The sequence below is a fragment of the Streptomyces sp. NPDC057253 genome, assembly GCF_042669125.1.
In the GTDB taxonomy this organism is placed as follows: Bacteria; Actinomycetota; Actinomycetes; order Streptomycetales; family Streptomycetaceae; genus Streptomyces.
The window spans coordinates 155,858-178,106 of record NZ_JBHUXV010000001.1 but is presented as its reverse complement, the minus strand read 5'-3'; the positions used below and the strand labels follow the sequence as shown (position 1 = coordinate 178,106).

General features: G+C 71.2%; 24 protein-coding genes. 16 read left to right on the top strand and 8 right to left on the bottom strand.

Features of this window, described 5'->3' with window-relative positions; all coding sequences use genetic code 11:
• Positions 1-171: 171 nt before the first annotated feature.
• Together ACFULQ_RS00790 and ACFULQ_RS00785 are read right to left on the bottom strand one after the other, a co-directional pair.
• Entirely contained in the window at positions 172-1,140 is a 969-nt protein-coding gene (locus ACFULQ_RS00790) for a hypothetical protein (RefSeq protein ID WP_383536203.1), read from the bottom strand.
• Between the two features lie 108 nt (positions 1,141-1,248).
• Complete coding sequence (locus ACFULQ_RS00785; protein WP_383536201.1) at positions 1,249-2,181, bottom strand: helix-turn-helix domain-containing protein; 933 nt, start codon at positions 2,179-2,181, stop codon at positions 1,249-1,251.
• Positions 2,182-2,316: 135 nt separating this feature from the next.
• Between ACFULQ_RS00785 and ACFULQ_RS00780 the strand changes: the two genes are divergently transcribed.
• A complete protein-coding gene (locus ACFULQ_RS00780) occupies positions 2,317-2,682 on the top strand; it encodes a beta/gamma crystallin domain-containing protein (protein ID WP_383536199.1) in 366 nt (121 codons plus the stop codon).
• A 266-nt stretch (positions 2,683-2,948) separates the two neighbouring features.
• Here the strand turns inward: ACFULQ_RS00780 and ACFULQ_RS00775 are convergent, their stop codons facing one another.
• The 4 genes from ACFULQ_RS00775 to ACFULQ_RS00760 form a co-directional block, all read right to left on the bottom strand.
• A complete protein-coding gene (locus tag ACFULQ_RS00775) occupies positions 2,949-3,881 on the bottom strand; it encodes an NADP-dependent oxidoreductase (protein ID WP_383536325.1) in 933 nt (310 codons plus the stop codon).
• 242 nt (positions 3,882-4,123) lie between these two features.
• Entirely contained in the window at positions 4,124-4,771 is a 648-nt protein-coding gene (locus tag ACFULQ_RS00770; RefSeq protein WP_383536198.1) for a 3-oxoacid CoA-transferase subunit B, read from the bottom strand.
• Positions 4,768-5,463 carry a 3-oxoacid CoA-transferase subunit A gene (locus ACFULQ_RS00765; protein WP_383536196.1) on the bottom strand — a complete coding sequence of 232 codons (696 nt, stop codon included), beginning with the start codon at positions 5,461-5,463 and terminating at the stop codon, positions 4,768-4,770. The genes ACFULQ_RS00770 and ACFULQ_RS00765 overlap by 4 nt, the downstream gene beginning before the upstream one ends.
• Positions 5,460-6,665, bottom strand: coding sequence for a thiolase family protein (locus tag ACFULQ_RS00760; protein ID WP_383536195.1), 1,206 nt, complete (start codon positions 6,663-6,665; stop codon positions 5,460-5,462). The genes ACFULQ_RS00765 and ACFULQ_RS00760 overlap by 4 nt, the downstream gene beginning before the upstream one ends.
• A 71-nt stretch (positions 6,666-6,736) precedes the next feature.
• Between ACFULQ_RS00760 and ACFULQ_RS00755 the strand changes: the two genes are divergently transcribed.
• Positions 6,737-7,618 carry a LysR family transcriptional regulator gene (locus ACFULQ_RS00755; protein ID WP_383536193.1) on the top strand — a complete coding sequence of 294 codons (882 nt, stop codon included), beginning with the start codon at positions 6,737-6,739 and terminating at the stop codon, positions 7,616-7,618.
• 19 nt (positions 7,619-7,637) lie between these two features.
• On the opposite strand, the gene ACFULQ_RS00750 is transcribed toward ACFULQ_RS00755, so the two are convergent.
• On the bottom strand, positions 7,638-8,060 hold the full coding sequence (locus tag ACFULQ_RS00750; RefSeq protein WP_383536191.1) for a heme-binding protein: 423 nt from the start codon (positions 8,058-8,060) through the stop codon (positions 7,638-7,640).
• 124 nt (positions 8,061-8,184) lie between these two features.
• Positions 8,185-8,826: a TetR/AcrR family transcriptional regulator gene (locus ACFULQ_RS00745; RefSeq protein ID WP_383536189.1), complete on the bottom strand. Its 642-nt coding sequence runs from the start codon at positions 8,824-8,826 to the stop codon at positions 8,185-8,187.
• A gap of 210 nt (positions 8,827-9,036) precedes the next feature.
• Here ACFULQ_RS00745 and ACFULQ_RS00740 point away from each other — a divergent pair, with 210 nt between their 5' ends.
• The 14 genes from ACFULQ_RS00740 to ACFULQ_RS00675 all read left to right on the top strand — a co-directional run bounded on the left by ACFULQ_RS00740 (position 9,037) and on the right by ACFULQ_RS00675 (position 22,188).
• On the top strand, positions 9,037-10,326 hold the full coding sequence (locus ACFULQ_RS00740) for a Rieske 2Fe-2S domain-containing protein (RefSeq protein WP_383536187.1): 1,290 nt from the start codon (positions 9,037-9,039) through the stop codon (positions 10,324-10,326).
• A gap of 9 nt (positions 10,327-10,335) precedes the next feature.
• Positions 10,336-11,298 carry a PDR/VanB family oxidoreductase gene (locus ACFULQ_RS00735; RefSeq protein WP_383536185.1) on the top strand — a complete coding sequence of 321 codons (963 nt, stop codon included), beginning with the start codon at positions 10,336-10,338 and terminating at the stop codon, positions 11,296-11,298.
• The gene (locus tag ACFULQ_RS00730; protein WP_383536183.1) at positions 11,295-11,693 is read left to right on the top strand and encodes a nuclear transport factor 2 family protein; all 399 of its coding nucleotides are present in this window, start codon (positions 11,295-11,297) and stop codon (positions 11,691-11,693) included. Before ACFULQ_RS00735 ends, ACFULQ_RS00730 begins: the two co-directional genes overlap by 4 nt.
• A 144-nt stretch (positions 11,694-11,837) precedes the next feature.
• Positions 11,838-13,328 (top strand): aldehyde dehydrogenase family protein, encoded by a 1,491-nt coding sequence (locus tag ACFULQ_RS00725; protein WP_383536181.1) that lies wholly within the window; start codon positions 11,838-11,840, stop codon positions 13,326-13,328.
• A gap of 54 nt (positions 13,329-13,382) precedes the next feature.
• Positions 13,383-13,982, top strand: coding sequence for a nuclear transport factor 2 family protein (locus ACFULQ_RS00720; RefSeq protein WP_383536179.1), 600 nt, complete (start codon positions 13,383-13,385; stop codon positions 13,980-13,982).
• Entirely contained in the window at positions 13,979-15,082 is a 1,104-nt protein-coding gene (locus tag ACFULQ_RS00715; RefSeq protein WP_383536177.1) for a maleylacetate reductase, read from the top strand. Before ACFULQ_RS00720 ends, ACFULQ_RS00715 begins: the two co-directional genes overlap by 4 nt.
• 11 nt (positions 15,083-15,093) lie before the next feature.
• Positions 15,094-16,032 (top strand): dioxygenase, encoded by a 939-nt coding sequence (locus ACFULQ_RS00710; RefSeq protein WP_383536175.1) that lies wholly within the window; start codon positions 15,094-15,096, stop codon positions 16,030-16,032.
• 118 nt (positions 16,033-16,150) lie between these two features.
• Positions 16,151-16,861 (top strand): YqjF family protein, encoded by a 711-nt coding sequence (locus tag ACFULQ_RS00705; protein WP_383536173.1) that lies wholly within the window; start codon positions 16,151-16,153, stop codon positions 16,859-16,861.
• Entirely contained in the window at positions 16,858-17,598 is a 741-nt protein-coding gene (locus tag ACFULQ_RS00700) for a hypothetical protein (RefSeq protein ID WP_383536172.1), read from the top strand. Before ACFULQ_RS00705 ends, ACFULQ_RS00700 begins: the two co-directional genes overlap by 4 nt.
• Positions 17,591-17,752, top strand: a complete 162-nt coding sequence (locus ACFULQ_RS00695; protein WP_383536170.1) for a hypothetical protein — start codon at positions 17,591-17,593, stop codon at positions 17,750-17,752. Before ACFULQ_RS00700 ends, ACFULQ_RS00695 begins: the two co-directional genes overlap by 8 nt.
• 107 nt (positions 17,753-17,859) lie before the next feature.
• Positions 17,860-19,572, top strand: a complete 1,713-nt coding sequence (gene ctaD / locus ACFULQ_RS00690; protein WP_383536168.1) for a cytochrome c oxidase subunit I — start codon at positions 17,860-17,862, stop codon at positions 19,570-19,572.
• 137 nt (positions 19,573-19,709) lie between these two features.
• Positions 19,710-20,300, top strand: a complete 591-nt coding sequence (locus tag ACFULQ_RS00685; protein ID WP_383536166.1) for a hypothetical protein — start codon at positions 19,710-19,712, stop codon at positions 20,298-20,300.
• A 114-nt stretch (positions 20,301-20,414) separates the two neighbouring features.
• Positions 20,415-21,617: a hypothetical protein gene (locus tag ACFULQ_RS00680; RefSeq protein WP_383536164.1), complete on the top strand. Its 1,203-nt coding sequence runs from the start codon at positions 20,415-20,417 to the stop codon at positions 21,615-21,617.
• 1 nt (position 21,618) lies between these two features.
• The gene (locus tag ACFULQ_RS00675; protein ID WP_383536162.1) at positions 21,619-22,188 is read left to right on the top strand and encodes a hemerythrin domain-containing protein; all 570 of its coding nucleotides are present in this window, start codon (positions 21,619-21,621) and stop codon (positions 22,186-22,188) included.
• The last annotated feature ends 61 nt before the right edge of the window (positions 22,189-22,249 follow it).

Here is a 22,249-nt window from a genome sequence, read left to right as displayed (position 1 = left end):
AGGTCAAGGGCGGTCGTCACTGTACACCGGGACGCGTCGGACTCGAAGGTCGAGAGAGACACCGCTGCACTCGCGTGAGACGGCTCACTGCGTGCCCGGCCGATCCACTCTGTCGTATCCGGACCCACGTGGTGCGAGCCTCGCTCCTCCCCCACGTGGACGGCATCCCCCTCAGCTCCTGAACCGGAGGCGGAGCAGGTTGGGGTCTTCGGCGGTCACGTACGCGGCGCTCGTGACGTAGAGGGTGTCCCCGCGTACGGCGACGGACGTGGGGTTCTGCAGCCCGTCGGCCGGGTTCAGCACGATGGAGTGCCCACCGTCGGGTTCGACCAGCGCGACCTGACTCGTGCCGTTCAGGGTGGCCAGCAACTGCTCGCCGCGGCCGGTGAAGGCGAAGTCGTCGATCCCCTGCAGCCCGGTGGCCTCCGTCCTCACCCGGCCGGCACGACCGTCCGGGAGGATCGGGATGCGCAGGACCGTGCCCTTGTCGAGGTTGGTGGCCCAGACCGCGCCCTTGTGGATCTTCAGGCCGTTGGCGCCCAGGAAGCCGGTGGAGGCCAGTTCGGGGGCTGCCGACCAGGTGGTGGGGGTGCCACCGGTGACGGGCACTCGCGAGATGGTGCCGAGCACGGAGTCGGTGAGGTAGAGCGTGCGCGTACGTGCGTCCAGGGCCAGGCCGTTGGGGAGCCCGTTCGCGGGGAGCGCGGCGATCCGCTGCGGCTCGCCTCCGGGGCGCAGACGCCAGACGCCGGTCAGGTCGGGTGTGCCGGTGGCGTAGAGGAAGTACAGCGTGCCGTCGTGCGCGCGGACGATGCCGACCGTCAGGGGGAAGCCCAGCACGGGGGTGTGGATGCCACCGTCGGCGGGCGCGGGCAGGGTGGCCAGGATCCGGGTGGTGCCTTCGCGGGAGACCACGGCGACCTGTCGGCCGGCGGCGAAGGTGACATAGGCGTCGCCGTTCGGCGCCAAGGCGATGTTCTCCGGTGTCTGGCCCTTGGCCAGGTCGAAGTGCACGGACACCCGCGGGCCGGTTTTCGGTGCGGCCGCGGCCGCCGCTGCGCCTCCGGTCGAGGCCACAGCGCCGGTGACCGCGAGGAGGACGGCTGACGCCACGGTGAGGTTGCGGAGAGTTCTGGACATGGTTCCTCCATGGGATGTGACCGACGTGGATGGGGGTTGGGCGGTCGAGGGCATGACGGGTCCGCACGACCACGCGGCTGCCGTGGGCGGTGGAGATCTGTGCCGGTGTCAGTCGGTGAGCGGGGATCCCGTATACGACGGGCCCGCGGGGCGGGGTTCCGGCAGGGTGGGCCGGATGGTTGACGGTGCGGCGGCCGGTGCGGCCGCCTGGGCGAGCAGGGTCAGTGCGGCACGCGAGGGCGAGCCCGTCTCCGTGGTGGCAACGACGACGACGGGGCCGTTCCCATGGCTCAGGGTCTGCTGGACGACGGTGAGGGCGCCGATCAGCGGGTGCCGCATCTCGTAGGTCGCGACCGTGCACGGCTGGACCCGGTGGTCGGCCCACATCGATGCGAACTCGGTGCTTCGGGAGCTCAGTTCGCCCACCAGCCCGTGCAGCGCGCTGTCCTGCGGGTGCTGCCCGGCCACGAGCCGCAGGTTTCCCACCACGGCCCTGGCCTTGCCGGGCCAGTCCGCGTACAGCTCGCGGGTGTGCGGGTCGAGGAACACCAGCCTGGCCATGTTGGGGCGCCGGCCCGCGCTCTGCGGGACGTCGGGGTCCAGGTGCCCGGCGAACAGCGCGTGGCCCAGACGGTTCCACGCCAGAACGTCACTGCGTCGGCCGAGCACGAGCGCGGGAACGTCGTCCAGTGCCTCCAGCAGCTGACGAGTCGCCTCGTTCACCCGCTCCGGCGCCGGCCGTCGAGGGCGGTGGCGGCCCCTGTCCGCCTGGGCCAGGTCGTGCAGATGCAGTCGCTCGGACTCGTCCAGCTTCAGGGCCCGGGCGATCGCGTCCAGCACCTCGGGCGAGGCGCTCTGCGACTGGCCCTGCTCAAGTCGCGTGTAGTAGGAGGCGCTCACACCCGCCAGCAGCGCCAACTCCTCCCGCCGAAGCCCCGGAACACGCCGGGGCTCGCCGTACGTGAGTACTCCGACGTCCGCGGGACGCAGCTGCGAACGCCGCGTCCTGAGGAAGTCCCCGAGCTGTGCTTGACCCTTCATGGTTCCGAGTATCGACCGCTCCGCGGCACCGTGCCTGCCCCGGCCGGGGATAGGCACGGACGGGTCTGGCTGCCGGACCGAGCCTGAGCTGAACTGGCTCGGAACGGCGCGACTCCTGAAAGGTGGATCATCTCCATGCGACGAATCGCACGACGAGCGGCTCTGGCCGCGCTGACGTCCATCGCGGTCACGGCTGCCCTCACCGTCGGCGCGACGAACGCGTCCGCGATCAACGAAGGCACCTGCAGCCGGAGCGACTTCTTGCAGATCACCATCCATCGTCCCGGCGAGAACTCGGAGTTGCGGTGTTACGCGAACGCCGGAGAGGCCGACCTGCTCTCCTCGAACTGGTGGGTCACCCAGATCTCGACCGGCAACAACCGCGTGCAGTGGTACGGGGACGGCACGTGGCAGCCCACTCAGGCGATCGACAAGTGGACCGTGTACACCTGGCCGAGCCATCCCGGCGGGGTGCGCATCAACAGAGTCAGGATCCTGTGAAGCGTCCGGCGTAGGGCGGTTCCCAGGAGCCGGGCCGCGGCGGCCGGCGAGGTCGTGGAAGCCGAACTCCGGTTGCAGCACCTTCGCCGGAGGGATGTCGGTGCACAGCTTGCCGGCTCGCCGAGCGGCCTCGAGTGTCTCGCTCGAAGTCGTCGAATACGCCGTCTACCAGGTCCGCGACGAAGGGTTCGTGCACATGCCCGCACTGCACGACGCCGTCGAGATGCGTCGGCAGCTGACCGTCCGACCTTGCTGGCGGTCTGACATCAGGGAAGCAGGACGATCTTGCCGGTCGTGTGGCCGGTCATGATCTCTCGATGTGCTGCGGCGGCCTCGCGCAGCGGGTGGCTGCCGGCGATCAGGACGCGCAGCCGGCCCGCCTCGGCCGCCGCGGTCAGCTCCAGGCGGGCCGCTGCCCGGATCTCCGTGCCGGGGTCCGCGCCGGGTGAGCCGCCGAGGAGCTTGATGCCGGCCCGAGCGCCACGCTCGAATCCGGCGATGGTGGCGACGCGGGAGCGGTCGGGCACCAGGTCCACCGAGACGTCCACCGCCTCGTCGGTTCCGACGAGGTCGGCCGCCGCGTCCACGCCGTCGGGCGCCGCCGCGCGTACCCGGTCGGCCAGGCCGGGGCCGTACGTGATCGGGATCGCGCCCAGGTCCCGCAGCAACTCGTGCTTCGCCGCGCTCGCCGTTCCGAGAGCCGTGGCTCCGCGCGCCACCGCCACCTGGACGGCGACCAGGCCCACTCCCCCGGCGGCGCCGTGGATCAGCACGGTGTCGCCCTTGCCCAGGCCGATCGCCTCGAGGACGTGCACGGCGGTGACTCCGGCGGACATCAGCCCACCGGCCTGCTCCCAGGACAGCCGGGCCGGCTTCGGCACCACTTCCGAAGCCGGGACGACGATGTCGGAGGCGTACGCGCCCGGCGCGCGGTAGACGATCACCTCGTCGCCCACCTCCACCGGACCCGCGGGGCCGAGCGCGTCGGGGCCCACCGCGGTCACCACACCCGCGGCCTCGGTGCCGAGCCGCAGCGGCAGCCGGGCCGGGTCGGTTCCGAAGGCACCGCTGTACACCTTGTGGTCGAAGGGGTTGACCCCTGCGGCACGGACGGCGACCCGCACCTGACCGGGCCCGGGATCGGGGACGGTGACCTCGATGACCGACAGGACCTCGGGACCGCCGTACGCACTAGCCACCACAGCTTCGCTCATACCGGTCCACAACACCTGTCTCACGGAGCTCATTCCGAGACGTCGATGGTGAACGTCGTGGATCGTCACCGTGATGGGGGCGGGGCAGGACAACGGCAGCGCCGGACTGAACAGCATCCTCCAGTGGCCCGTGCCGTCGGCGTGCGGTTCGGAGTCCAGCTCCCACCCGCGGCGGGACACGGCGGAGGAACAGGATCCCCGCCACGCGTACTCCCGCCGCGCGAGCCCTACGCCCGCGGGATGCCGAGCCGCTCCCCGAGCTCTCGCGCACTGACGCCGTACGTCTCCCGGATCCGTACGCCGTCCGGGCCGACGTCGAAGACGCCGTGGTCGGTGTAGACGCGGCTGACGCAGCCGACGCCGGTGAGCGGGTAGGTGCACTGCGGGACGAGTTTGGGCTCGCCGGAGCGGGTGAACAGGGTCATCATCACGTAGACGTCCTTGGCACCGATGGCGAGGTCCATGGCGCCGCCCACGGCGGGGATGTCGTCCGGCTTGCCGGTGTGCCAGTTGGCGAGGTCGCCGTTGAAGGCGACCTGGTAGGCACCGAGGACGCAGACGTCGAGGTGGCCGCCGCGCATCATGGCGAAGGAGTCGGCGTGGTGGAAGTACGCCGCTCCGGGCAGTTCGGTCACGGGGACCTTGCCGGCGTTGGTGAGGTCGGGGTCGATCGCGTCGCCCTCGGCCTTCGGGCCCATGTTGAGCATGCCGTTCTCGGTGTGCAGCACCACTCCGGAGTCGGCCGGCAGATGGTCGGCGATCTTGGTGGGCTGCCCGATGCCGAGGTTGACGAAGGCGCCGGCCGGGATGTCGCGGGCGATGACGGCGGCCAGTTCGTCCATCGAGAGCCGGTGGTCGGTGGACGTGGTGGTCATCGTGCCCCCTGGACGGTGTAACGACGGGCCGTCACCTGGACGATCCGGTCGACGTAGATGGACGGGGTGACGACGGCCTCGGGGTCGAGCTTGCCGGGCTCGACGACCTGGTCGACCTGGACGATGGTCGTCGTCGCGGCCGTGGCCATGACCGGCCCGAAGTTGCGGGCCGTCCTGCGGTAGACGAGGTTGCCCAGGGTGTCCGCGATGTGCGCGCCGATCAGCGCGTAGTCGCCCTTGATCGGGTACTCCAGCAGGTAGGTACGGCCGTCGATCTCCCGGACCTCCTTGCCCTCGGCCAGCGGGGTGCCGACCGCGGTCGGGCAGTAGAAGGCGCCGATGCCGGCCCCGGCCGCGCGCATCCGCTCGGCGAGGTTGCCCTGCGGCACCACCTCCAGGTCGATCTTCCCGGCGCGGTAGAGGTCGTCGAAGACGTACGAGTCCGCCTGGCGCGGGAAGGAGCACACCACCTTGCGCACCCGGCCGGCGGCCAGCAGCGCGGCCAGTCCGACGTCGCCGTTGCCGGCGTTGTTGGACACGATGGTGAGGTCCTTCGCACCCTGCCGGATCAGCGCGTCGATCAGGTCGAACGGCATTCCGGCCAGGCCGAATCCGCCGATCAGGACGGTGGAGCCGTCCTCGATCCCGGCGACCGCCGCGTCCGTGCTGTCGAGGATCTCCGCCCGGCTCATCGGGTCGCCTCCGTGACGTCGCAGTTCTCCAGTACGACGGCCAGGCCCTGGCCGACGCCGATGCAGATCGCAGCGACGCCGTACCGCTGCCGGGTCTCGCGCAGCACCTTGGCCAGCGTGGCGAGGACGCGGCCGCCCGAGGCGCCCAGGGGATGCCCGATCGCGATGGCTCCGCCCTTCTGGTTGACGATGGCCGGGTCGATCTTCCACGCGTCGACGCAGGCGAGCGACTGCACGGCGAACGCCTCGTTGAGCTCGACCGCGCCCACCTGGTCCCAGCCGATCCCGGCCCGGGCCAGCGCACGGTTGGCCGCCTCGACGGGGGCGTAGCCGAAGGCCTGCGGCTCCAGCGCCATCACACCGCGGCCGGCGATCCGGGCCAGCGGGTCGGTCCCGATCGTGGCCGCCGCCCTCTCGCTGCCCAACAGCACCGCGGAAGCACCGTCGTTGAGCGGGCTGGCGTTGCCCGCGGTGATGGTGCCGCCCTGCTCCGGGGTGCGGAAGACCGGCTTGAGTCCGGCCAGCACCTCCGGCGTGGAGCCGGGCCGGATGCCCTCGTCGCGGGTCAGGTCGACCCCTTCGACCGGGCTCACGAGGTCGTCGTAGAAGCCCGACTCCCAGGCGGCGTGGGCGAGTCGGTGGGAGCGGGCGGCGAACTCGTCCTGCCGCCGGCGGGAGATGCCGAAGCGCTCCTGGAGCTGCTCGTTGGCCTCGCCGAGGCTGACGGTCCACTCCTTCGGCATCCTCGGGTTGACCAGCCGCCAGCCCAGGGTCGTCGAGACCGCGGTGACGTCGCCGGCCGGGAAGGGCTTCGCCGACTTGGGCAGCACCCACGGTGCCCGGGTCATCGACTCCACACCACCGGTGAGCACCACCTCCGCGTCGCCGGACTCGATGGTCCGGCTGGCCGTCATCGCCGCGTCGAGGCTGGAGCCGCACAGGCGGTTGACCGTGGTGCCGGGCACGCTCACCGGGAGGCCGGCGAGCAGCGCGGCCATGCGGCCGACGTTGCGGTTCTCCTCGCCCGCGCCGTTGGCGTTGCCCCACACCACGTCGTCGATCGCGGCCGGGTCGAAGCCCGGCACCCTGGCGAGCGTCGAGGTGATGGCGGCTGCGGCGAGGTCGTCGGGGCGGACGCCGGCCAGCGCGCCGTTGAAGCGGCCGAAGGGTGTCCGTGTCGCGGCATAGAGGAATGCGCTCATGGGAGCGACGCTAGTCCCGCGACGCGATATTCTGAAGTACGCATATCCCGGCTGATTGATATGGACGACATATGGATCTGCGGCACCTGCGCTACTTCGTGGCGGTGGCCGAGGAGCGGCATTTCGGCCGGGCCGCCGAGCGGCTGCACATGGCCCAGCCGCCGCTGTCCCAGCAGATCCGCCAACTGGAGACGGAACTCGGCGTCCAACTGCTGCACCGCACCACCCGGCGCGTCGACCTGACCGAGGCGGGCCGCGCCTATCTGGACCGGGCGCGCGGGATTCTCGCCGAGGTCGACGAGGCCGCCCACCACGCACGGCTCGTGGCGACCGGCTCGGTGGGGCACCTGGCCATCGGGTGCGTGGGTTCGGCCACGTACAGCCTGCTGCCCGCGCTCTCCCGCCGCCTGACGGAGGAACTGCCCGGAGTCGACTTCTCCTTCCGCGGCGAGATGCTCGCTCCCGACCAGGTCGAGGCGCTGCGCACCGGCGCCATCGACGTGGCGCTGCTGCGTCCGCCCGCGGCCGATCTCTCCCTCACCGTGCACACCCTGCGCCGGGACCGGCTCGTCGTCGCGGTGCCGGTCGACCACGCGCTCGCCCGCCGGAAGCGGCTCCGCGCCGCGGACCTCGCCGACCAGGACCTGATCGTGCACTCGGCCGACCGCCGGTCGGTGATGTACGACGTCGTCCTCGGCCTGCTGCGGGACGCCGGTGTGGAGCCGCGCATCCGCCACGAGGTCGGCGAGACCTCGACCCTGGTCACCCTGGTGGCCGGCGGACTGGGGCTCGCGATCGTGCCCGAGCCGGTCACCGCACTGACCCTCGCCGGGGTCGCCTACCTGCCGCTGGCCGGGCCCGACGCACGTGTGGAGCTGGCCGTCGCCCATCGCGCCGACCGGGCCGAGCCGCATCTGGCGCGCGCGGTGGGCATCATCAGGACGGCACTGTGAGACCTTCCGGGCAAAGGACCTACCCGACGATCTTCGCCACCGAGTCGCAAGCCCGGCTCGCGATACGGTCATCGGTCGTGTCGTCCGCCCCGCCCACGCCGATCGCCCCGATGACCTCCCCGTCCGCCGTGAGGATCGGCACGCCGCCGGCGACCGGCAGCAGGTTCGCGTCGACCAGGTGCGGGGGCGCGACCTGCATCTGAGGAGAGGCCGCGAAGGCCGCGAACCTGGCGGTCGGCACTCCGCTCACGGCGGAGGTGTAGGCCTTGCGGCGCGCGGTCTCCACCCCGAGCAGACCCACCCCGTCGTCGCTGAGCAGGACCTTGGTCACGCCGCTTCGGTTGACCACGACGGCGCACACCTGGTGCCCCTCGGCCCTTCCCGCCTCCAGGGCGGCGGCAGCGGCGCCGTACGCGATCTCGTAGCTGAGCGGCTCTCGCATGGGGCGGTTCCTTCCCTGGCCGGCCGCGGGCTCCAGCGGCCGGCGTCCGTGGCGTCGGCCCAGTATGTGTCCGCCGACCCCCTGATGTGAAGGGGTGCTCGCATTCACATCGAAGAACCGCGACTCACCGCGCCGGTACACCGAGCAGATACCGACAGGCGACCTCCACCAGTTCATCGGTGAGCTGACGCCACGTCAGCGGCCGGTCGGACTCGAAGAGATCGCCGTACAGCACACGGTTCTGGCAGGTGCCGTAGATCAGGCGGTAGACGACGTCCAGCCGCAGTTCCGGCTCCGGGCCGTCGATCATCGGCACGATCGGCTCCAGGAACCGGCGGAAGACGCGGTCCGCGCCGATGGCGGCCTCGGACCCGACCCGGGCGACCGCGGGATCGGTGGCGCCCGCGGCGAGGAAGACGCGCATCAGACGCTCGTGCGCCTGATAGGTCTCGGTGAGCCCGGTGACCGCCGAGGTGACCAGGGCGACCGGGTCCGTGCCCAGCGGGGCGAAGCGGCGGACGATGTCGGCGTCGAACTGCTCGATCATGTCGTGCTGGAGGGCCGCGATCAGGCGGTCCTTGTCGCCGAACCGACGGTAGACGCTGCCGACCGCGACCCCCGCCCGGGCGGCGACGGCCGCGACGGTGAGCGCCTCGGTGCCGCCCTCTTCGAGCAGGGCCGTACCCGCGTCCAGGATGCGCTGCTGGGTCAGCCGGCTGCGGGCCTGCTGTGCCGGCGGCAGGTCGAGTGACGGTTCGGAACTCACCGTCCCAGCCTATACACCGTCGGCATCCGCCCTCGGGGCTGCCGGACGACGGGTGGACGGACAGGGCCCTTGACGCCTCGCGAGCCGTAATGCGAATGTGAATCCACAATCCTATTCGAGGACCGCACACGACGGTGCCCTCGCAGGTGATCCCCCACTCCACCCTGCCCCGTCACCGCTGTGCGCCCGAGCCGCCCGGGAGACAGCACCATGACCACCACTTCAGAGACCGACACCGGCACGGGCTACGGTCGCCCGAAGCCCTCCTACAACGCCCGCCTCCGCGAGGTCGGACCCGGTACCCCCATGGGGGAGGCGCTGCGCCGCTACTGGCACCCGATCGCCAGCTCCGAGGCGCTCGTCGCCGGCGCCCTGCCGCAGAAGACCCGGGTGCTCGGCGAGGACCTGGTCGTCTTCCGGGACGGGCGGGGCAACCCCGGTGTCGTGTTCGAGCGCTGCGCCCACCGCGGCGCCAGCCTCTTCTACGGCCGCGTCGAGGACGACGGCATCCGCTGCTGCTACCACGGCTGGAAGTTCGACGTCGAGGGCCGCTGCGTCGAGCAGGCCTGCGAGCCGGCCCTCGGGCGCAGGCGGGACGCCGCCCGTCAGCCCTGGTACCCCGTCGCGGAGCGCTACGGGCTGGTCTTCGTCTACATGGGCCCGCCCGAGCTCAAGCCCGAACTCCCGCGCTACGACGCCCTGGAGGACCCCGCCGAGGACGAGCGGTACTTCGCCGGCTGGCCGGTGCCGCACGCCGCGGTGCTCGGCATGCCGGCCGACTTCAGCTGGCTCAACATCTACGAGAACTCCGCCGACCCGACCCATGTCACCTGGCTCCACTCCACGCACAGCGGCTACCAGATGCTGGGCACCGGGACCTTCGGCTACCCGGAGAACTTCTTCGACCCGGCCACCATCGCCGATCGTCTGACGTACGAGCGCACCGACCACGGTGTGAAGTACACCCAGCGGTTCGAGGTGGAGGGCGAGGACGGCGAGGTCACGGAGTACGGCTTCGCGGTCGAGCAGCACCTGCCCAACGTCTTCGGGCTGCCGGACTACGTGCACGTCACCCCCGACGCGCGGCCGGACCAACTGCTGTGGGTCGTGCCCTCCGACGACACCAGCCACCGGCTCTTCTTCTCCATCCGCAGCAACGACCCCGAGCGCATGGTCCGCTTCGTCATCGGCATCACGCAGAACGGCAAGCAGAACCACGAACTGACCGAGGAGGAGCGGCAGAGGTTCCCCGGTGACACCGAGGCCCAGGGCTCCCAGGGAGCGATCACCCTGGACTCCGAGGAGACCCTGGCCACCGGTGACCGCGGTGTCGTCATGCTGCGGCGCATGCTTCTGACGATGGCGGACGACGTCGAGGCCGGGCGGGACCCGATCAACATCGTCCGCGACGCCTCGGAGGTCCACCGCACCCAGTCCGGCCTGTTCACCCTCGGCAGGCGCCCGGCGGCCGACCGCGCCTCCACGGCCGCCGGAATCTGAGCGAGCGGCATGAGCAACGATTGGCTCGACACCGTCGTGGTCGCCCGGTATCACGCGACGGCCCGGATCGTGGTGCTCGACCTGGTCAGCCGCGACGGCGTCGCGCTCCCCGAGTTCGCCGCCGGCGCCCATGTCGACGTCCTCGTGGACGACGCCGCCGGGCTGGTCCGCCAGTACTCCCTGTGCGGGCCGCCGCACGACCGCACCCGCTACCGGCTGGCCGTGCTGGCCGAGACCGCGTCCCGCGGCGGCTCCCTCGGGATGCACCGGCTGCGCGCGGGCGACGGGCTGCGGATCTCCCGTCCACGCAACAGGTTCGGCGTCTCGGACCGGGCGCGCCGCCATCTGCTGGTGGCCGGCGGCATCGGCGTCACTCCCCTGCTGGCCATGGCGCACTCCCTCCAAGTCGCCGGCGCGGACTACCGGTTGCACTACTGCGCGCGAAGCCACGCGGACGCGGCCTTCCTCGACGAGCTGGAACACGACCCCCGCGTCCGGCTCCACCTCGACGACGGCCCGGACGAGCAGCGGTTCAGCATCGCCTCCGACCTCGGCCCGCCCGACCCCGACACGGCGGTGTACGTCTGCGGACCCGGCGGCTTCATGGACTTCGTGATCTCCGCCGCGCAGGGAGCGGGTTGGCCTGCCGAGGCGATCCACAAGGAGCGCTTCGCTCCCGTGGAGAACGCCGGCGCACGCCTGGCCGACGGGACCTTCACCGTGCGGCTCGCCAGGACCGGCGGCGCGTACGAGGTCAAGGAGAGCGAAAGCGTCCTGGACGTGCTGCTCGCCCAGGGTGTCGACGCCCCCTACTCCTGCCGGCAAGGGATCTGCGGTGAGTGCATCGTGCGCGTCCTGGCCGGCGAGCCCGACCACCGCGACGACATCCTGACCGACCGTGAGCGCGCCGAGGGCCTGTTCACCACGTGCTCCTCGCGAGCCCACTCACCCCTTCTGGAGCTGGACCTATGACGACGACCCCGTCCACCGCAGCCGTCCGGGCGATCGAGGAGGCGGAGGCCGCCTGGCTCGCGGCCCTCGTCCAGGGCGAGGAGGCGATGACCGCCCTCATGCTCAAGGACGGCCGGGCCGTCCACGGCCCGATCGGGAAGATCGACGACCCGCAGACCTTCGCCCACTTCACCTGGACCCGCCGCCGGCACGTCTTCGCCAAGGCCGAGGAACTCAGCATCACGGTCCGCGGCAGAACGGCGATCACCACGTGTCTCCAGGAGATGCACATCGTCTTCGACGAGAACCTCCCGCCGTTCCCGGTCCAGGAGACGGTGACCCGGGTGTGGGAGGAGACCGATCAGGGCTGGCGTCTGGCGCATCTGCACCAGGCCAAGCGCATGCCGCCGGTCTGACACCCCCGCCGTCCTGGCCTGACGTCGTTGTTCGATCAACGGACATGAGGGTTCAGGTCAGGAGGCCGGCCGAAGAGAGTTCGACATGCAGGGTTCCCGCGGCGATCGACGACGACCGCCGCTGTCGTGGAGGTGAGGCAACACATGTCAGCCACTGAGATCGAGGCACCCACGTCCGGCGCGGTCCGGACCAGCGACCTCCTCATCGCGGGCGAGCACGTCGGGGCCAGGGACGGCCGCCGCTTCGAGACCGCCGAGGCCCTGACCGGGGAACCGATCGCACGGGTCGCGGCGGCCGGTGTCGAGGACGTGAACCTCGCGGTGGACGCCGCGGCGGCGGCGCTGCCGGAGTGGTCGGGCCTCGCGCCGGCCGCACGGCGGGCGGCGCTGGAGCGCGCGGCCGTCCTGCTCGGCGAGCGCACCGACGAGATCGTGGCCACGATGAGCCGCGAGATGGGCGCCACGCTGCCGTGGTGCGGCTTCAACGTGCACGTCGCGAAGGGCATGCTCGTCGAGGCCGCGGCCCAGGCGTACGCGGCCGTCGGTGAGGTCATCCCCTCCGACGTGCCCGGTCTCACCGCGCTCGCCGTGCGCCAGCCGGTCGGTGTCGTCGTCGGCATCGCGCCCTGGAACGCGCCGCTGATCCTGGGGGTGCGCGCCGTTGTGTGGCCGCTGGTGTGGGGCAACACCGTGGTGCTCAAGTCGTCCGAGCAGACCCCGCTCACCCAGGCCGCCATCGTCCAGGTCCTGCACGACGCGGGGGTGCCCGCCGGTGCGGTCAACCTGATCAGCAACGCCCCCGAGGACGGCCCGGCCGTCGTCGAGGCCCTGATCGCCCATCCGGCCGTGACCCGCGTCAACTTCACCGGCTCCAGCAGGGTCGGGCGCATCATCGGCGAACTCGGCGGCCGTCACCTGACCCGGGTGGTCCTCGAACTCGGCGGCAAGGCCCCCTTCCTGGTGCTTCCCGACGCGGACCTGGAGGAGGCCGCCGCCGCGGCCAGCTTCGGGGCCTTCATGAACCAGGGCGAGATCTGCATGTCCACCGAGCGGGTCATCGTCCACCGGAGCGTGGCCGACGAACTCTCCTCCCGCCTCGCCGACCGGGCCGCCAAGCTGGTCGTCGGCCCCCCGAGCGACCCCGCCTCACAGATCGGCCCGCTGGTCCACGCCGCCGCCCGCGACCACGTGGTCGCGCTGATCGAGGACGCCCGCGCCAAGGGCGCCCGGATCCTGACCGGCGGCACGTCCGACGGACTGTTCGTGCAGCCCACCGTGGTGCGCGGGGTCACACCGGACATGCGCATCCACACCGAGGAGACCTTCGGGCCGGTCGTCTCGATCATCGAGGTCGACTCCACCGACGAGGCCGTCGCCGTCGCCAACGACACCGAGTACGGGCTCTCCGCGGCCGTCTTCAGCAAGGACGCGGCCGCCGCCCTCGATGTGGCCCGCCGCATCAGGTCCGGCATCTGCCACATCAACGGCGCCACCGTGCACGACGAGCCCCAGATGCCCTTCGGCGGCGTCGGCGCCAGCGGCTGGGGCCGCTTCGGCTCCCGCGCCGCGCTGGAGGAGTTCACCGAACTGCGCTGGATCACCCTCCAGTCCGGATCCCGCCACTACCCCATCTGACCAACCGGCGATGCCCCCGGCACCGGGAACCCCCACCTCTGCAAGGAGTCAGCAATGTCGCGGAGCGACACCGACCGCCACGAGATCCGGCAGCTCGTCGAGGACTGGGCACTGTGGCGCGACGCCGGGGACTGGGACCGTTTCGCCACGGTCTGGCATCCGCGGGACGGCTGGATGAACGCCACCTGGTTCCAGGGCACCGCCACCGACTTCATCAAGGCCAGCCGGGAGGGCTTCGAGAACGGCGTCAGCATCCTCCACTTCCTGGGCGGGCACACCGCGGAGGTCTCCGGCGACCGGGCCGTCGCCCAGACGAAGATGACGATCAGTCAGCGCGCGAGCGTCGACGGCGTGGAGGTCGACGTGGTCTGCACCGGCCGCTTCCACGACCTCCTCGCCCGCCACGAGGGGCGCTGGACCCTGGTGCGCCGACAGCCGATCTACGAGAAGGACCGGCTCGACGTCGTCGATCCCGCGGCCGCACTGACCTTGGATCCCGAACTCCTCGGCCAGTTCCCGCCCGGCTACCGGCACTTGGCCTACGTGCAGACCAAGGCGGGCTTCACGGTGAAGAACGGCCTTCCCGGCCTCACCGGCGCCGCGGTCGAACAGCTCTACTCGGAAGGCGGACAATGGCTGGCGCAGGCCCGATGAGATTCACCCACGAGACCCCCGCCCAGCGGGTGGTGTTCGCGGCCGGGCGGTCGCCGGACGCGGTGGCGGCGGAGGTCGAGGCGCTCGGCGGTGCCAAGGTCATGCTGATCGCGTCGGACCGCGAGAAGGAACTGGCGGACCCGATCGCCGAGAAGATCCCGGTCGTCCTGCGTCACGAGGAGGTCGTGATGCATGTACCGGTCGAGGTCGCGGAACGAGCCCGGCGGGCGGCCGCCGACGCCGGCGCGGACATCCTGGTCAGCGTCGGCGGCGGCTCGACCACGGGTTTGGCCAAGGCGGTGGCGCTGACCACCGGGCTGCCGATCGTGGCCGTCCCCACCACCTACGCCGGCTCCGAGGCGACCGACGTCTGGGGCCTGACCGAGGGGGAGACCAAGACCACCGGCGTGGACAAGAAGGTGCTGCCGGCCTCGGTCGTGTACGACGCGGGCCTGCTGACCACGCTGCCCGGCGACCTGACCGTCGCCAGCGGCCTGAACGCGATGGCGCACTGCGTGGACTCGATGTGGGGCCCGCGCGCCGACCCGATCGACCGGGCGCTGGCCCAAGAGGGCATCCGCGCGCTGGCGACCGGCCTGCCCGCGGTCGCCGACGCCTCGACCGGCATCGAGGGCATCGAGGGCATCGAGGGCATCGAGGGCATCGAGGGCATCGAGCAGACGCTGTACGGCGCCTACCTCGCCGCGGTCGCCTTCGCCTCGGCCGGCTCCGGCCTGCACCACAAGATCTGCCATGTCCTCGGCGGCATGTTCCACCTCCCCCACGCCCAGACCCACGCGGTCGTCCTCCCCCACGTGCTCGCCTTCAACGCCCCGCACGCCCCCGAGGCGGCGGCACGGATCGCCCAGGCCCTCGGCTCGGACTCCGGCCCCCGCGGCGCGAGCGCCGGCCTGGCCGCCCTGCGTGAGGTCCTGCACGCGCCACGGGCCCTGCGCGACTACGGCATGCCCGAGGACGGCATCGCCAAGGCGCTGGCGCCGATCATCAAGGCCGTCCCCGCCAACAACCCCGCACCCGTCACCGAGGACAACCTCACCGCCTTGCTGAAGGCGGCGTGGGCCGGCGAACCCCTCAGCTGAAAGAGGCCGTCATGGCTACCTACGTCAACCCCGACGCCGCCCGGGCGGGCGTGCACGGCACGGTCCACCAGGAGGTGCCCAAGGAGCAACAGGCGGTCGAGCAGCGGCTGGTGGACAACGTCGTCGCCTCCTTCGACGGCTGCGCGGACCCGCGGCTCAAGGAGCTCATGGTCTCGCTGGTCAGGCACCTGCACTCCTTCGTCCGCGAGGTCCGGCTCACCGAGGAGGAGTGGGGAACGGCGATCGACTTCCTCACCCGGGCCGGCCACATCACCGACGAGGTCCGGCAGGAGTTCATCCTGCTCTCCGACACCCTCGGCGCGAGCATGCAGACGATCAACGTCAGCAACCAGGCCTACGAGGGCGCCACCGAGGCCACCGTCTTCGGGCCCTTCTTCGTCGAGGACGCCCCGCGCATCGCACTCGGCGAGGACCTGGCCTTCGGCGCCCCCGGCGAGCCCTGCTGGGTCGAGGGCACCGTCACCGACACCGACGGCACCGCTGCCGCCGGCGCACGGATCGAGGTCTGGGAGGCCGACGAGGACGGACTCTACGACGTCCAGTACGACGCCGGGAAACGCGCCGGCCGGGCCCACCTGTTCACCGCGGCCGACGGCGGGTACCGCTTCTGGGGGCTCACCCCGACGCCGTACCCCATCCCCAACGACGGGCCTGTCGGCAAGATGCTCGACGCGGTCGGCCGCTCGCCGCTGCGCGCCGCCCACCTGCACTTCATGGTGTCCCACGAAGGGGCGCGCACCCTGGTCACGCACATCTTCCCCGAGGGCGATCCCATCGGCCGCAAGGACACCGTCTTCGGCGTCAAGGACTCCCTGATCAAGCGGTTCGAGCGGCAGCCCGCGGGGACACCCACCCCCGACGGCCGTGTCCTCGACGGCACCTGGAGCCGGGTCCGCTTCGACATCGTCCTCGCCCCCGCGGGCGTATGAGGGAGCGAGCGGGCCGCTGTGCCTCAGGGGTCGCCGCCCCTCATCAGCGGGGAGACGAACCCCTCGCTCCCCTCCCACCTGGGCGTTTCCGTGGCGCCCAGGTGGGGACCCGGTCTTCGTGGTGGCGTACGGAGCGGAGCAGCGGGTGCGGATGCCGGCTCTGCGGGCACGTTGGCTGCGGCAGACGTTCGTCCACTGGCCCTTCCGGCCGGAGGCGGTGCGGGCGCTGCTGCCTCCCGGACTGGCCGTGGACGAGTACGAGGGGGCGGCGTGGGTGGGTCTCACGCCGTTCGTCATGGCGGACGTGCGCCCGGCCGGCGTGCCCGCCGCGGTGCCCGCCCTCCCCTCGTTCGCGGAGACCAACCTGCGGACCTATGTGCGCCGCGCGGACGGGCGGGACGGGATCTGGTTCCTGTCCATCGAGGTGGCCAACCCGGTGATGCTGGCGGCGCGTGCCGTGGGCGCGCCGTACCGGCTGGGGTCCCTGCGGGTCGGCGGGGACGGGGAGACCGTCTCGTACGCCGGCTCGCGGCTCGGGGGCCGGGTCTCCTACCGCTTGCGCATCCGTCCCGGCGAGGACCTGCGGCCCACGGAGCGGGACGTGTGGCTGACCTCGCGGTGGCGGGCGTACACCCGCCGCCTGGGCCGTCTCTGGGAGACGCCGGTGGAACACGAGCCCTGGCCCCTGGCCGGCGCGGACGTCGAGGTGCTGGAGGAGACGTTGACCACCGCGGCGGGCCTGCCCGCTCCGCTCGACGGTCCCGTCGTGCACTTCTCCCCCGGCGTCGAGCACGTCCGGCTGGGGGCCTCCCGGCTCTCCTCCTCATGAGCCGCCCGGCGCGCGGCGGACGGCTGCGGTTCGACGGCTGGATCGCCGGTCTGGGCACGGCCTCCGGGACCCGGATCGTGCTGGGGCACTGGCCGCGGTCGCCGTACGGACCGTTCAGCGATGTGATGGTGGAACGGCCGGACGGGGAACGGCTGTTGCTGGCCCCCACGCGGGAGACGGCGGACTTCATCGCAGGCACCTACGCCTTCGACAGCGTGCGGATCGTCCCCGTCGGCGTCCGGATCGACCACGGGACCTGGCGCGTCACGGCGGGGCCGCTCGACCTGCGGTTCACCACGGGCCGCCGACGGCTCCTGGGGCTGCTGCTGTGCGCGGTGCCCGCCGTGCTCGCCCGGCGACCGGCCTGGTGCACGCTGACCTCCCTGCCCGCCCGCCTGCTGCTGCCCGGCGTGCGCACCCGGGGCAGTGCGCGAGCGGGACGCCGTGAGTGGTACGGCGCCCAGGACCTGCGGCCGATCCGGGAGGTGTCCGCGGTCTTCGAGGGCGTGGACCTCGGTGCCCTGTCACCGGTCGCCCCGCCCGTGCGCTTCGGCTTCGGGTCGGTGCCGAGGGAGCCCTCCCTCACCCGTGTCACGACCACGGTGGGTCCGGCCCCGGGGAGAGGACGCGCAGCCGGGGTACCCGGCCGTCCGCACGGGCCCACCAGGGCCGAGGCCCGCCCTATCGGCGCGGCACCACCCCCACGAACCCCTGACAGTGAGGCCGACCATGAGTGAGCAGACCCCGTCCCAGGCCGAGGGCGAGCGGCAGGAGAACGACCCGGACGACGCCGAGCGGGAGACATCCGAGCGCCGTGACGTGCCCCGGACGACGCCTTCGCAGGCGGAGGGCGAGGACACGGAGGACACCGAGGGCGCGGAGGACGCGTAGGCCGGGAGCCCCCGCACCGTGAACAAAAGTCCGATGACTGGCTCTCGGCAGGCTGGTTACACACTGCCCGACACGCACACTTCTCCGAGGCACCGTTGGGCGGGCCGATGGCCGTACACACCGAACCTGTCGCGCCGGTCCCCGCGGTGGAGCGCCGCAGCAGGGGCCAGGTGATCGTCTCCTGGCTGACCACGACCGACCACAAGAAGATCGGCCACCTCTATCTGATCACCTCGTTCTGCTTCTTCCTGCTCGGCGGGGTGCTCGCGATGGCGATCAGGGCGGAGCTGGCCCGGCCGGGGCTGCAGTTCCTCTCCAGCGAGCAGTACAACCAGGCGTTCACCATGCACGGCACGGTGATGCTGCTGCTGTTCGCCACCCCGACCTTCGCCGGATTCGCCAACGCGATCATGCCGCTCCAGATCGGCTCCCCCGACGTCGCCTTCCCGCGGCTGAACATGTTCTCGTACTGGCTGTTCCTCTTCGGCGGGCTGATCGTGGTGAGCAGCATGTTCACCACCAACGGCACCGCCGACTTCGGCTGGACCGCCTACACCCCCCTGAGCGGCGGCGAACGCACCCCCTACGTCGGTGGCGACATGTGGATCATGGGGCTGGCGCTGTCCGGGTTCGGAACCATCCTCGGCGCGGTCAACTTCATCACCACCATCATCTGTATGCGCGCCCCCGGCATGACCATGTTCCGGATGCCGATCTTCACCTGGAACGTGCTGCTCACCTCGGTACTCGTGCTGCTGGCCTTCCCCGTCCTGGCCGCCGCCCTGCTGGCGCTGGAGGCGGACCGCCACTTCGGCGCGCACGTCTTCGACGCGGAGAACGGCGGGGCGATCCTCTGGCAGCACCTGTTCTGGTTCTTCGGGCACCCGGAGGTCTACATCCTGGCGCTGCCGTTCTTCGGGGTCGTCACCGAGATCATCCCGGTGTTCTCCCGGAAACCGATCTTCGGCTACATGGGGCTGATCGGCGCGACCATGGCCATCTCCGGCCTGTCGGTGACGGTGTGGGCCCACCACATGTTCGCCACCGGGGCCGTGCTGCTGCCGTTCTTCTCTTTCATGAGCTACCTCATCGCGGTGCCCACCGGGGTGAAGTTCTTCAACTGGATCGGCACGATGTGGAAGGGCTCGGTCTCCTTCGAGCCACCGATGCTGTGGGCGACGGGCTTCCTGGTCACCTTCCTCTTCGGCGGGCTGACCGGAGTTCTGCTGGCCTCCCCGCCGCTGGACTTCCACGTCCACGACACCTACTTCGTCGTGGCGCACTTCCACTACGTCCTGTTCGGCACGATCGTGTTCGCGATGTTCGGCGGGTTCAGCTTCTGGTGGCCGAAGATGACCGGCACCATGCTCGACCACCGCCTGGAGAAGATCCACTTCTGGACGCTGTTCGTCGGCTTCCACACCACCTTCCTGGTCCAGCACTGGCTCGGCGCCGAGGGCATGCCCCGGCGCTACGCCGACTACCTGGCCGCCGACGGCTTCACCGCCCTCAACACCGTCTCCTCCATCGGTGCCTTCGTCCTCGGCCTGTCCACGCTGCCCTTCCTCTACAACGTGTGGAAGACCGCCAAGTACGGCAAGCGCGTCGAGGTCGACGATCCCTGGGGCTACGGCCGTTCCCTGGAGTGGGCCACCTCCTGTCCGCCCCCGCGCCACAACTTCGCCGAACTGCCCCGCATCCGCTCCGAGTCCCCCGCCTTCGACCTGCACCACCCCGAGGTGGCCAAGCACGACCAGAAACGGCACAGCGGAAAGCGCGACGTCATCGACGCCGAGGGTCACGAGGGGGAACGCGCCTGAAGGGGCCGGCCCACGAAAGCACCGAGGTCCGGCGGGACACCACCCGGGCCCGGACCCTGTTCCGTCGGCGAGGCGGTTGACCGGCCCGGTGGGGGCACTCGGAGGCTGACACAGGACCGCGGCAGCCGGAGACGATCATGAACACGACGACACAGAGCTCGCAGGACGCCGGCACCCGGCAGAAGCGGCTGGTGATCTACCTCAACGACCACCTGGCCGGATCGACGGCGGGCGTCGAGCTCGCACGCCGCATGGCCGGGGAACACCGTCAGTCGCCCTTCGGCGAGGCCCTGGAGAACCTGCGCAAGGAGGTCTCGCAGGACCGGCAGGCCCTGGTGCGCCTCCTCGCCGACCTCGACGTGCCGGTGCGGCGCTACAAGGTGTACGGGGCCTGGCTCGCCGAGAAGGCCGGACGGGCGAAGCCCAACGGACGGCTGGTGCGTCGCTCCGGGCTCTCGCTGCTGATCGAACTCGAGGCGATGCGGCTGGGGGTGCAGGGCAAGGCGGCCCTGTGGCGCGGACTGCTCGCCGGGTCGGCGCAGGACGCGCGGCTCGACGCCGACCGCTTGGAGGAATTGCTGCGCCGGGCCGACCGCCAGATCAGGACACTGGACGCGCTGCACGCCAGGGCAGCCGACACGCTGCTGTTCCCGACGTCACGGCCGGAACCGACGTCGACGGCCCCGACCGGGACGAACGCTCCGACCGGGACGAACGCCTCGACGTGACCTCGGCTCTCCTCGGTGCGGACGGCGCCTCTCCACCCTCCTCGCACACGGGTTACACCGAACCGTCACGGGTACCCGCGCGGCTCCGCTCCGGCCCGCAGCCGAGGAGATCTCATGGGCTTCAACCCCCTGGAACATCAAGGCATCCCCCTGGAACGCCAGTTGCGCAACTGGCGGGAGCTCGACGTCGAGCCCGTCGACCCCGACCACGGTGACCCGTACACCAAGTGCCGCATCATCGCGATGAACGGCATCGAGGTCGAGGCGATCCTCTTCAGCCACCAGTTCGCCCGCCGCTGTCCCGACCTGGACGTCAAGCGGCAGCTGGCGGAGGTGCGTTACATCGAGCAACAGCAGCAGAAGGTCGTCAACTGGCTGCTGCCCGGCCTCGCCTCGGTCCTGGAGACGACGATCTCCTACGAGCAGGTCGCGGTCGACCTCACCGGCTGGATCGCCCGCCACGAGCCCGACCCGTACCTGAGGCAGGCGTACGAGTTCGGCGTCCTGGAGGACTTCGACCACCTGTACCGCTACGCCAACCTCTACGAGATGATCGAGCACCGCAAGGCGGAGTCGATCGTCGACGGGCTCACCGAGGTGATGCCGGGACGGCCGACCAGGTTCCACCACCGGCACCCGGTCGACAACGTGCGCGAGCCCTACGACCGTTCGACGGTCAACCCGCTCTCCCGGCTGCACGCGCTGACGATCATGGCCGCGGAGCAGCAGACCATGAACTTCTACATGAATGTCGGCCCCCAGTACATGGAGCCGATCGCCCGCCGGCTGTACCAGGAGATCGGGCTGATCGAGGAGGAGCACGTCACCCACTACGAGTCGCTGGTCGACCCGGGCGAGTCGTGGTGGGAGCAGCTCGTCACCCACGAGTACAACGAGTGCTACCTCTACCACTCCTTCATGGAGCAGGAGCCCGACCCCAAGGTGAAGGCGGTCTGGGAGCTGCACCTGAACATGGAGCTCGAACACCTGCGGATCGCCTGCGACCTGATGCGCCGTCACGACGGCCGGGAGCCGCAGGAGATCCTCGCCCCGGAGCTGCCGAACGTCCTGACCTTCGAGGAGAACAAGCAGTTCGTACGGGGCCTGCTGGACACCCAGATCGATCTGACCACCCTCGGCACCGGCTACGTCCGGGACGCCCACGAGCGGTTCGAGAGGATGCAGGAGCAGATCCACGGGGGCGAGGAGCCGCCCAGCGAGCGCGTGATGGCGCAGCACCAGGAGCTGTTCGGCCGCGAGTACCGCATCGAGACGGAGGGCGAGCACCCCGACGCCGCCCTGCGGGAGAGGAGCTGACATGGCCGGGATCGCCGCGAGCGACGCCGACGTCGTGGCCCTGCTGATGCGGCAGCACGGCGACATCCGCAACCTCTTCGACCAGGTGGAGCGGACGGCCGGGGACGAGCGCCGGGCGGCGTTCCGTCAGCTGGTGCGGCTGCTCGCCGTGCACGAGACGGCCGAGGAGGAGGTGATCCGGCCCTTCACCCGTACGTCGGTGCCGGACGGGGCGAAAGTCGCGGACGAGCGGCTGGCCGAGGAGCGGGAGGCGAAGGAACTGCTGTCCCGGCTCGACGGGACGGACCCCGACGACCCCAAGTTCCTGCCCGAGCTCCAGACCCTGCGTCTGGACGTGATGAAGCACGCCCGCGCCGAGGAGCGGTACGAGTTCAACCACATCCGCCGCCACGCCGACAAGGCTCGCCTCGCCTCCATGTCGACCGCCCTGAAGGCCGCCGAGGCGGTGGCCCCGACCCACCCCCACCCCCGCACGGAGTCCGCGGCCAGGAACATGATGCTGGGTCCGGTCGCGGCCCTGGTCGACCGCACCCGGGACGCCGTACGCAAGGCCATGGGCAAGGACGGCTGACAGGCTCCCGTCCCCCAACGGCGATCCGGATCCTGGGCCGCTGCTTCGGCCGTGACGGCTG

Coding starts and splice junctions, on each gene's coding strand:
- ACFULQ_RS00700 (WP_383536172.1), top strand. CDS start 16,858: ATGAGCCGCCCGGCGCGCGGCGGACGGCTGCGGTTCGACGGCTGGATC.
- ACFULQ_RS00675 (WP_383536162.1), top strand. CDS start 21,619: ATGGCCGGGATCGCCGCGAGCGACGCCGACGTCGTGGCCCTGCTGATG.
- ACFULQ_RS00695 (WP_383536170.1), top strand. CDS start 17,591: ATGAGTGAGCAGACCCCGTCCCAGGCCGAGGGCGAGCGGCAGGAGAAC.
- ACFULQ_RS00780 (WP_383536199.1), top strand. CDS start 2,317: ATGCGACGAATCGCACGACGAGCGGCTCTGGCCGCGCTGACGTCCATC.
- ACFULQ_RS00785 (WP_383536201.1), bottom strand. CDS start 2,181: ATGAAGGGTCAAGCACAGCTCGGGGACTTCCTCAGGACGCGGCGTTCG.
- ACFULQ_RS00760 (WP_383536195.1), bottom strand. CDS start 6,665: ATGAGCGCATTCCTCTATGCCGCGACACGGACACCCTTCGGCCGCTTC.
- ACFULQ_RS00725 (WP_383536181.1), top strand. CDS start 11,838: ATGTCAGCCACTGAGATCGAGGCACCCACGTCCGGCGCGGTCCGGACC.
- ACFULQ_RS00740 (WP_383536187.1), top strand. CDS start 9,037: ATGACCACCACTTCAGAGACCGACACCGGCACGGGCTACGGTCGCCCG.
- ACFULQ_RS00730 (WP_383536183.1), top strand. CDS start 11,295: ATGACGACGACCCCGTCCACCGCAGCCGTCCGGGCGATCGAGGAGGCG.
- ACFULQ_RS00790 (WP_383536203.1), bottom strand. CDS start 1,140: ATGTCCAGAACTCTCCGCAACCTCACCGTGGCGTCAGCCGTCCTCCTC.
- ACFULQ_RS00765 (WP_383536196.1), bottom strand. CDS start 5,463: ATGAGCCGGGCGGAGATCCTCGACAGCACGGACGCGGCGGTCGCCGGG.
- ACFULQ_RS00755 (WP_383536193.1), top strand. CDS start 6,737: ATGGATCTGCGGCACCTGCGCTACTTCGTGGCGGTGGCCGAGGAGCGG.
- ACFULQ_RS00770 (WP_383536198.1), bottom strand. CDS start 4,771: ATGACCACCACGTCCACCGACCACCGGCTCTCGATGGACGAACTGGCC.
- ACFULQ_RS00735 (WP_383536185.1), top strand. CDS start 10,336: ATGAGCAACGATTGGCTCGACACCGTCGTGGTCGCCCGGTATCACGCG.
- ACFULQ_RS00720 (WP_383536179.1), top strand. CDS start 13,383: ATGTCGCGGAGCGACACCGACCGCCACGAGATCCGGCAGCTCGTCGAG.
- ACFULQ_RS00750 (WP_383536191.1), bottom strand. CDS start 8,060: ATGCGAGAGCCGCTCAGCTACGAGATCGCGTACGGCGCCGCTGCCGCC.
- ACFULQ_RS00685 (WP_383536166.1), top strand. CDS start 19,710: ATGAACACGACGACACAGAGCTCGCAGGACGCCGGCACCCGGCAGAAG.
- ACFULQ_RS00715 (WP_383536177.1), top strand. CDS start 13,979: ATGAGATTCACCCACGAGACCCCCGCCCAGCGGGTGGTGTTCGCGGCC.
- ACFULQ_RS00680 (WP_383536164.1), top strand. CDS start 20,415: ATGGGCTTCAACCCCCTGGAACATCAAGGCATCCCCCTGGAACGCCAG.
- ctaD (WP_383536168.1), top strand. CDS start 17,860: ATGGCCGTACACACCGAACCTGTCGCGCCGGTCCCCGCGGTGGAGCGC.
- ACFULQ_RS00710 (WP_383536175.1), top strand. CDS start 15,094: ATGGCTACCTACGTCAACCCCGACGCCGCCCGGGCGGGCGTGCACGGC.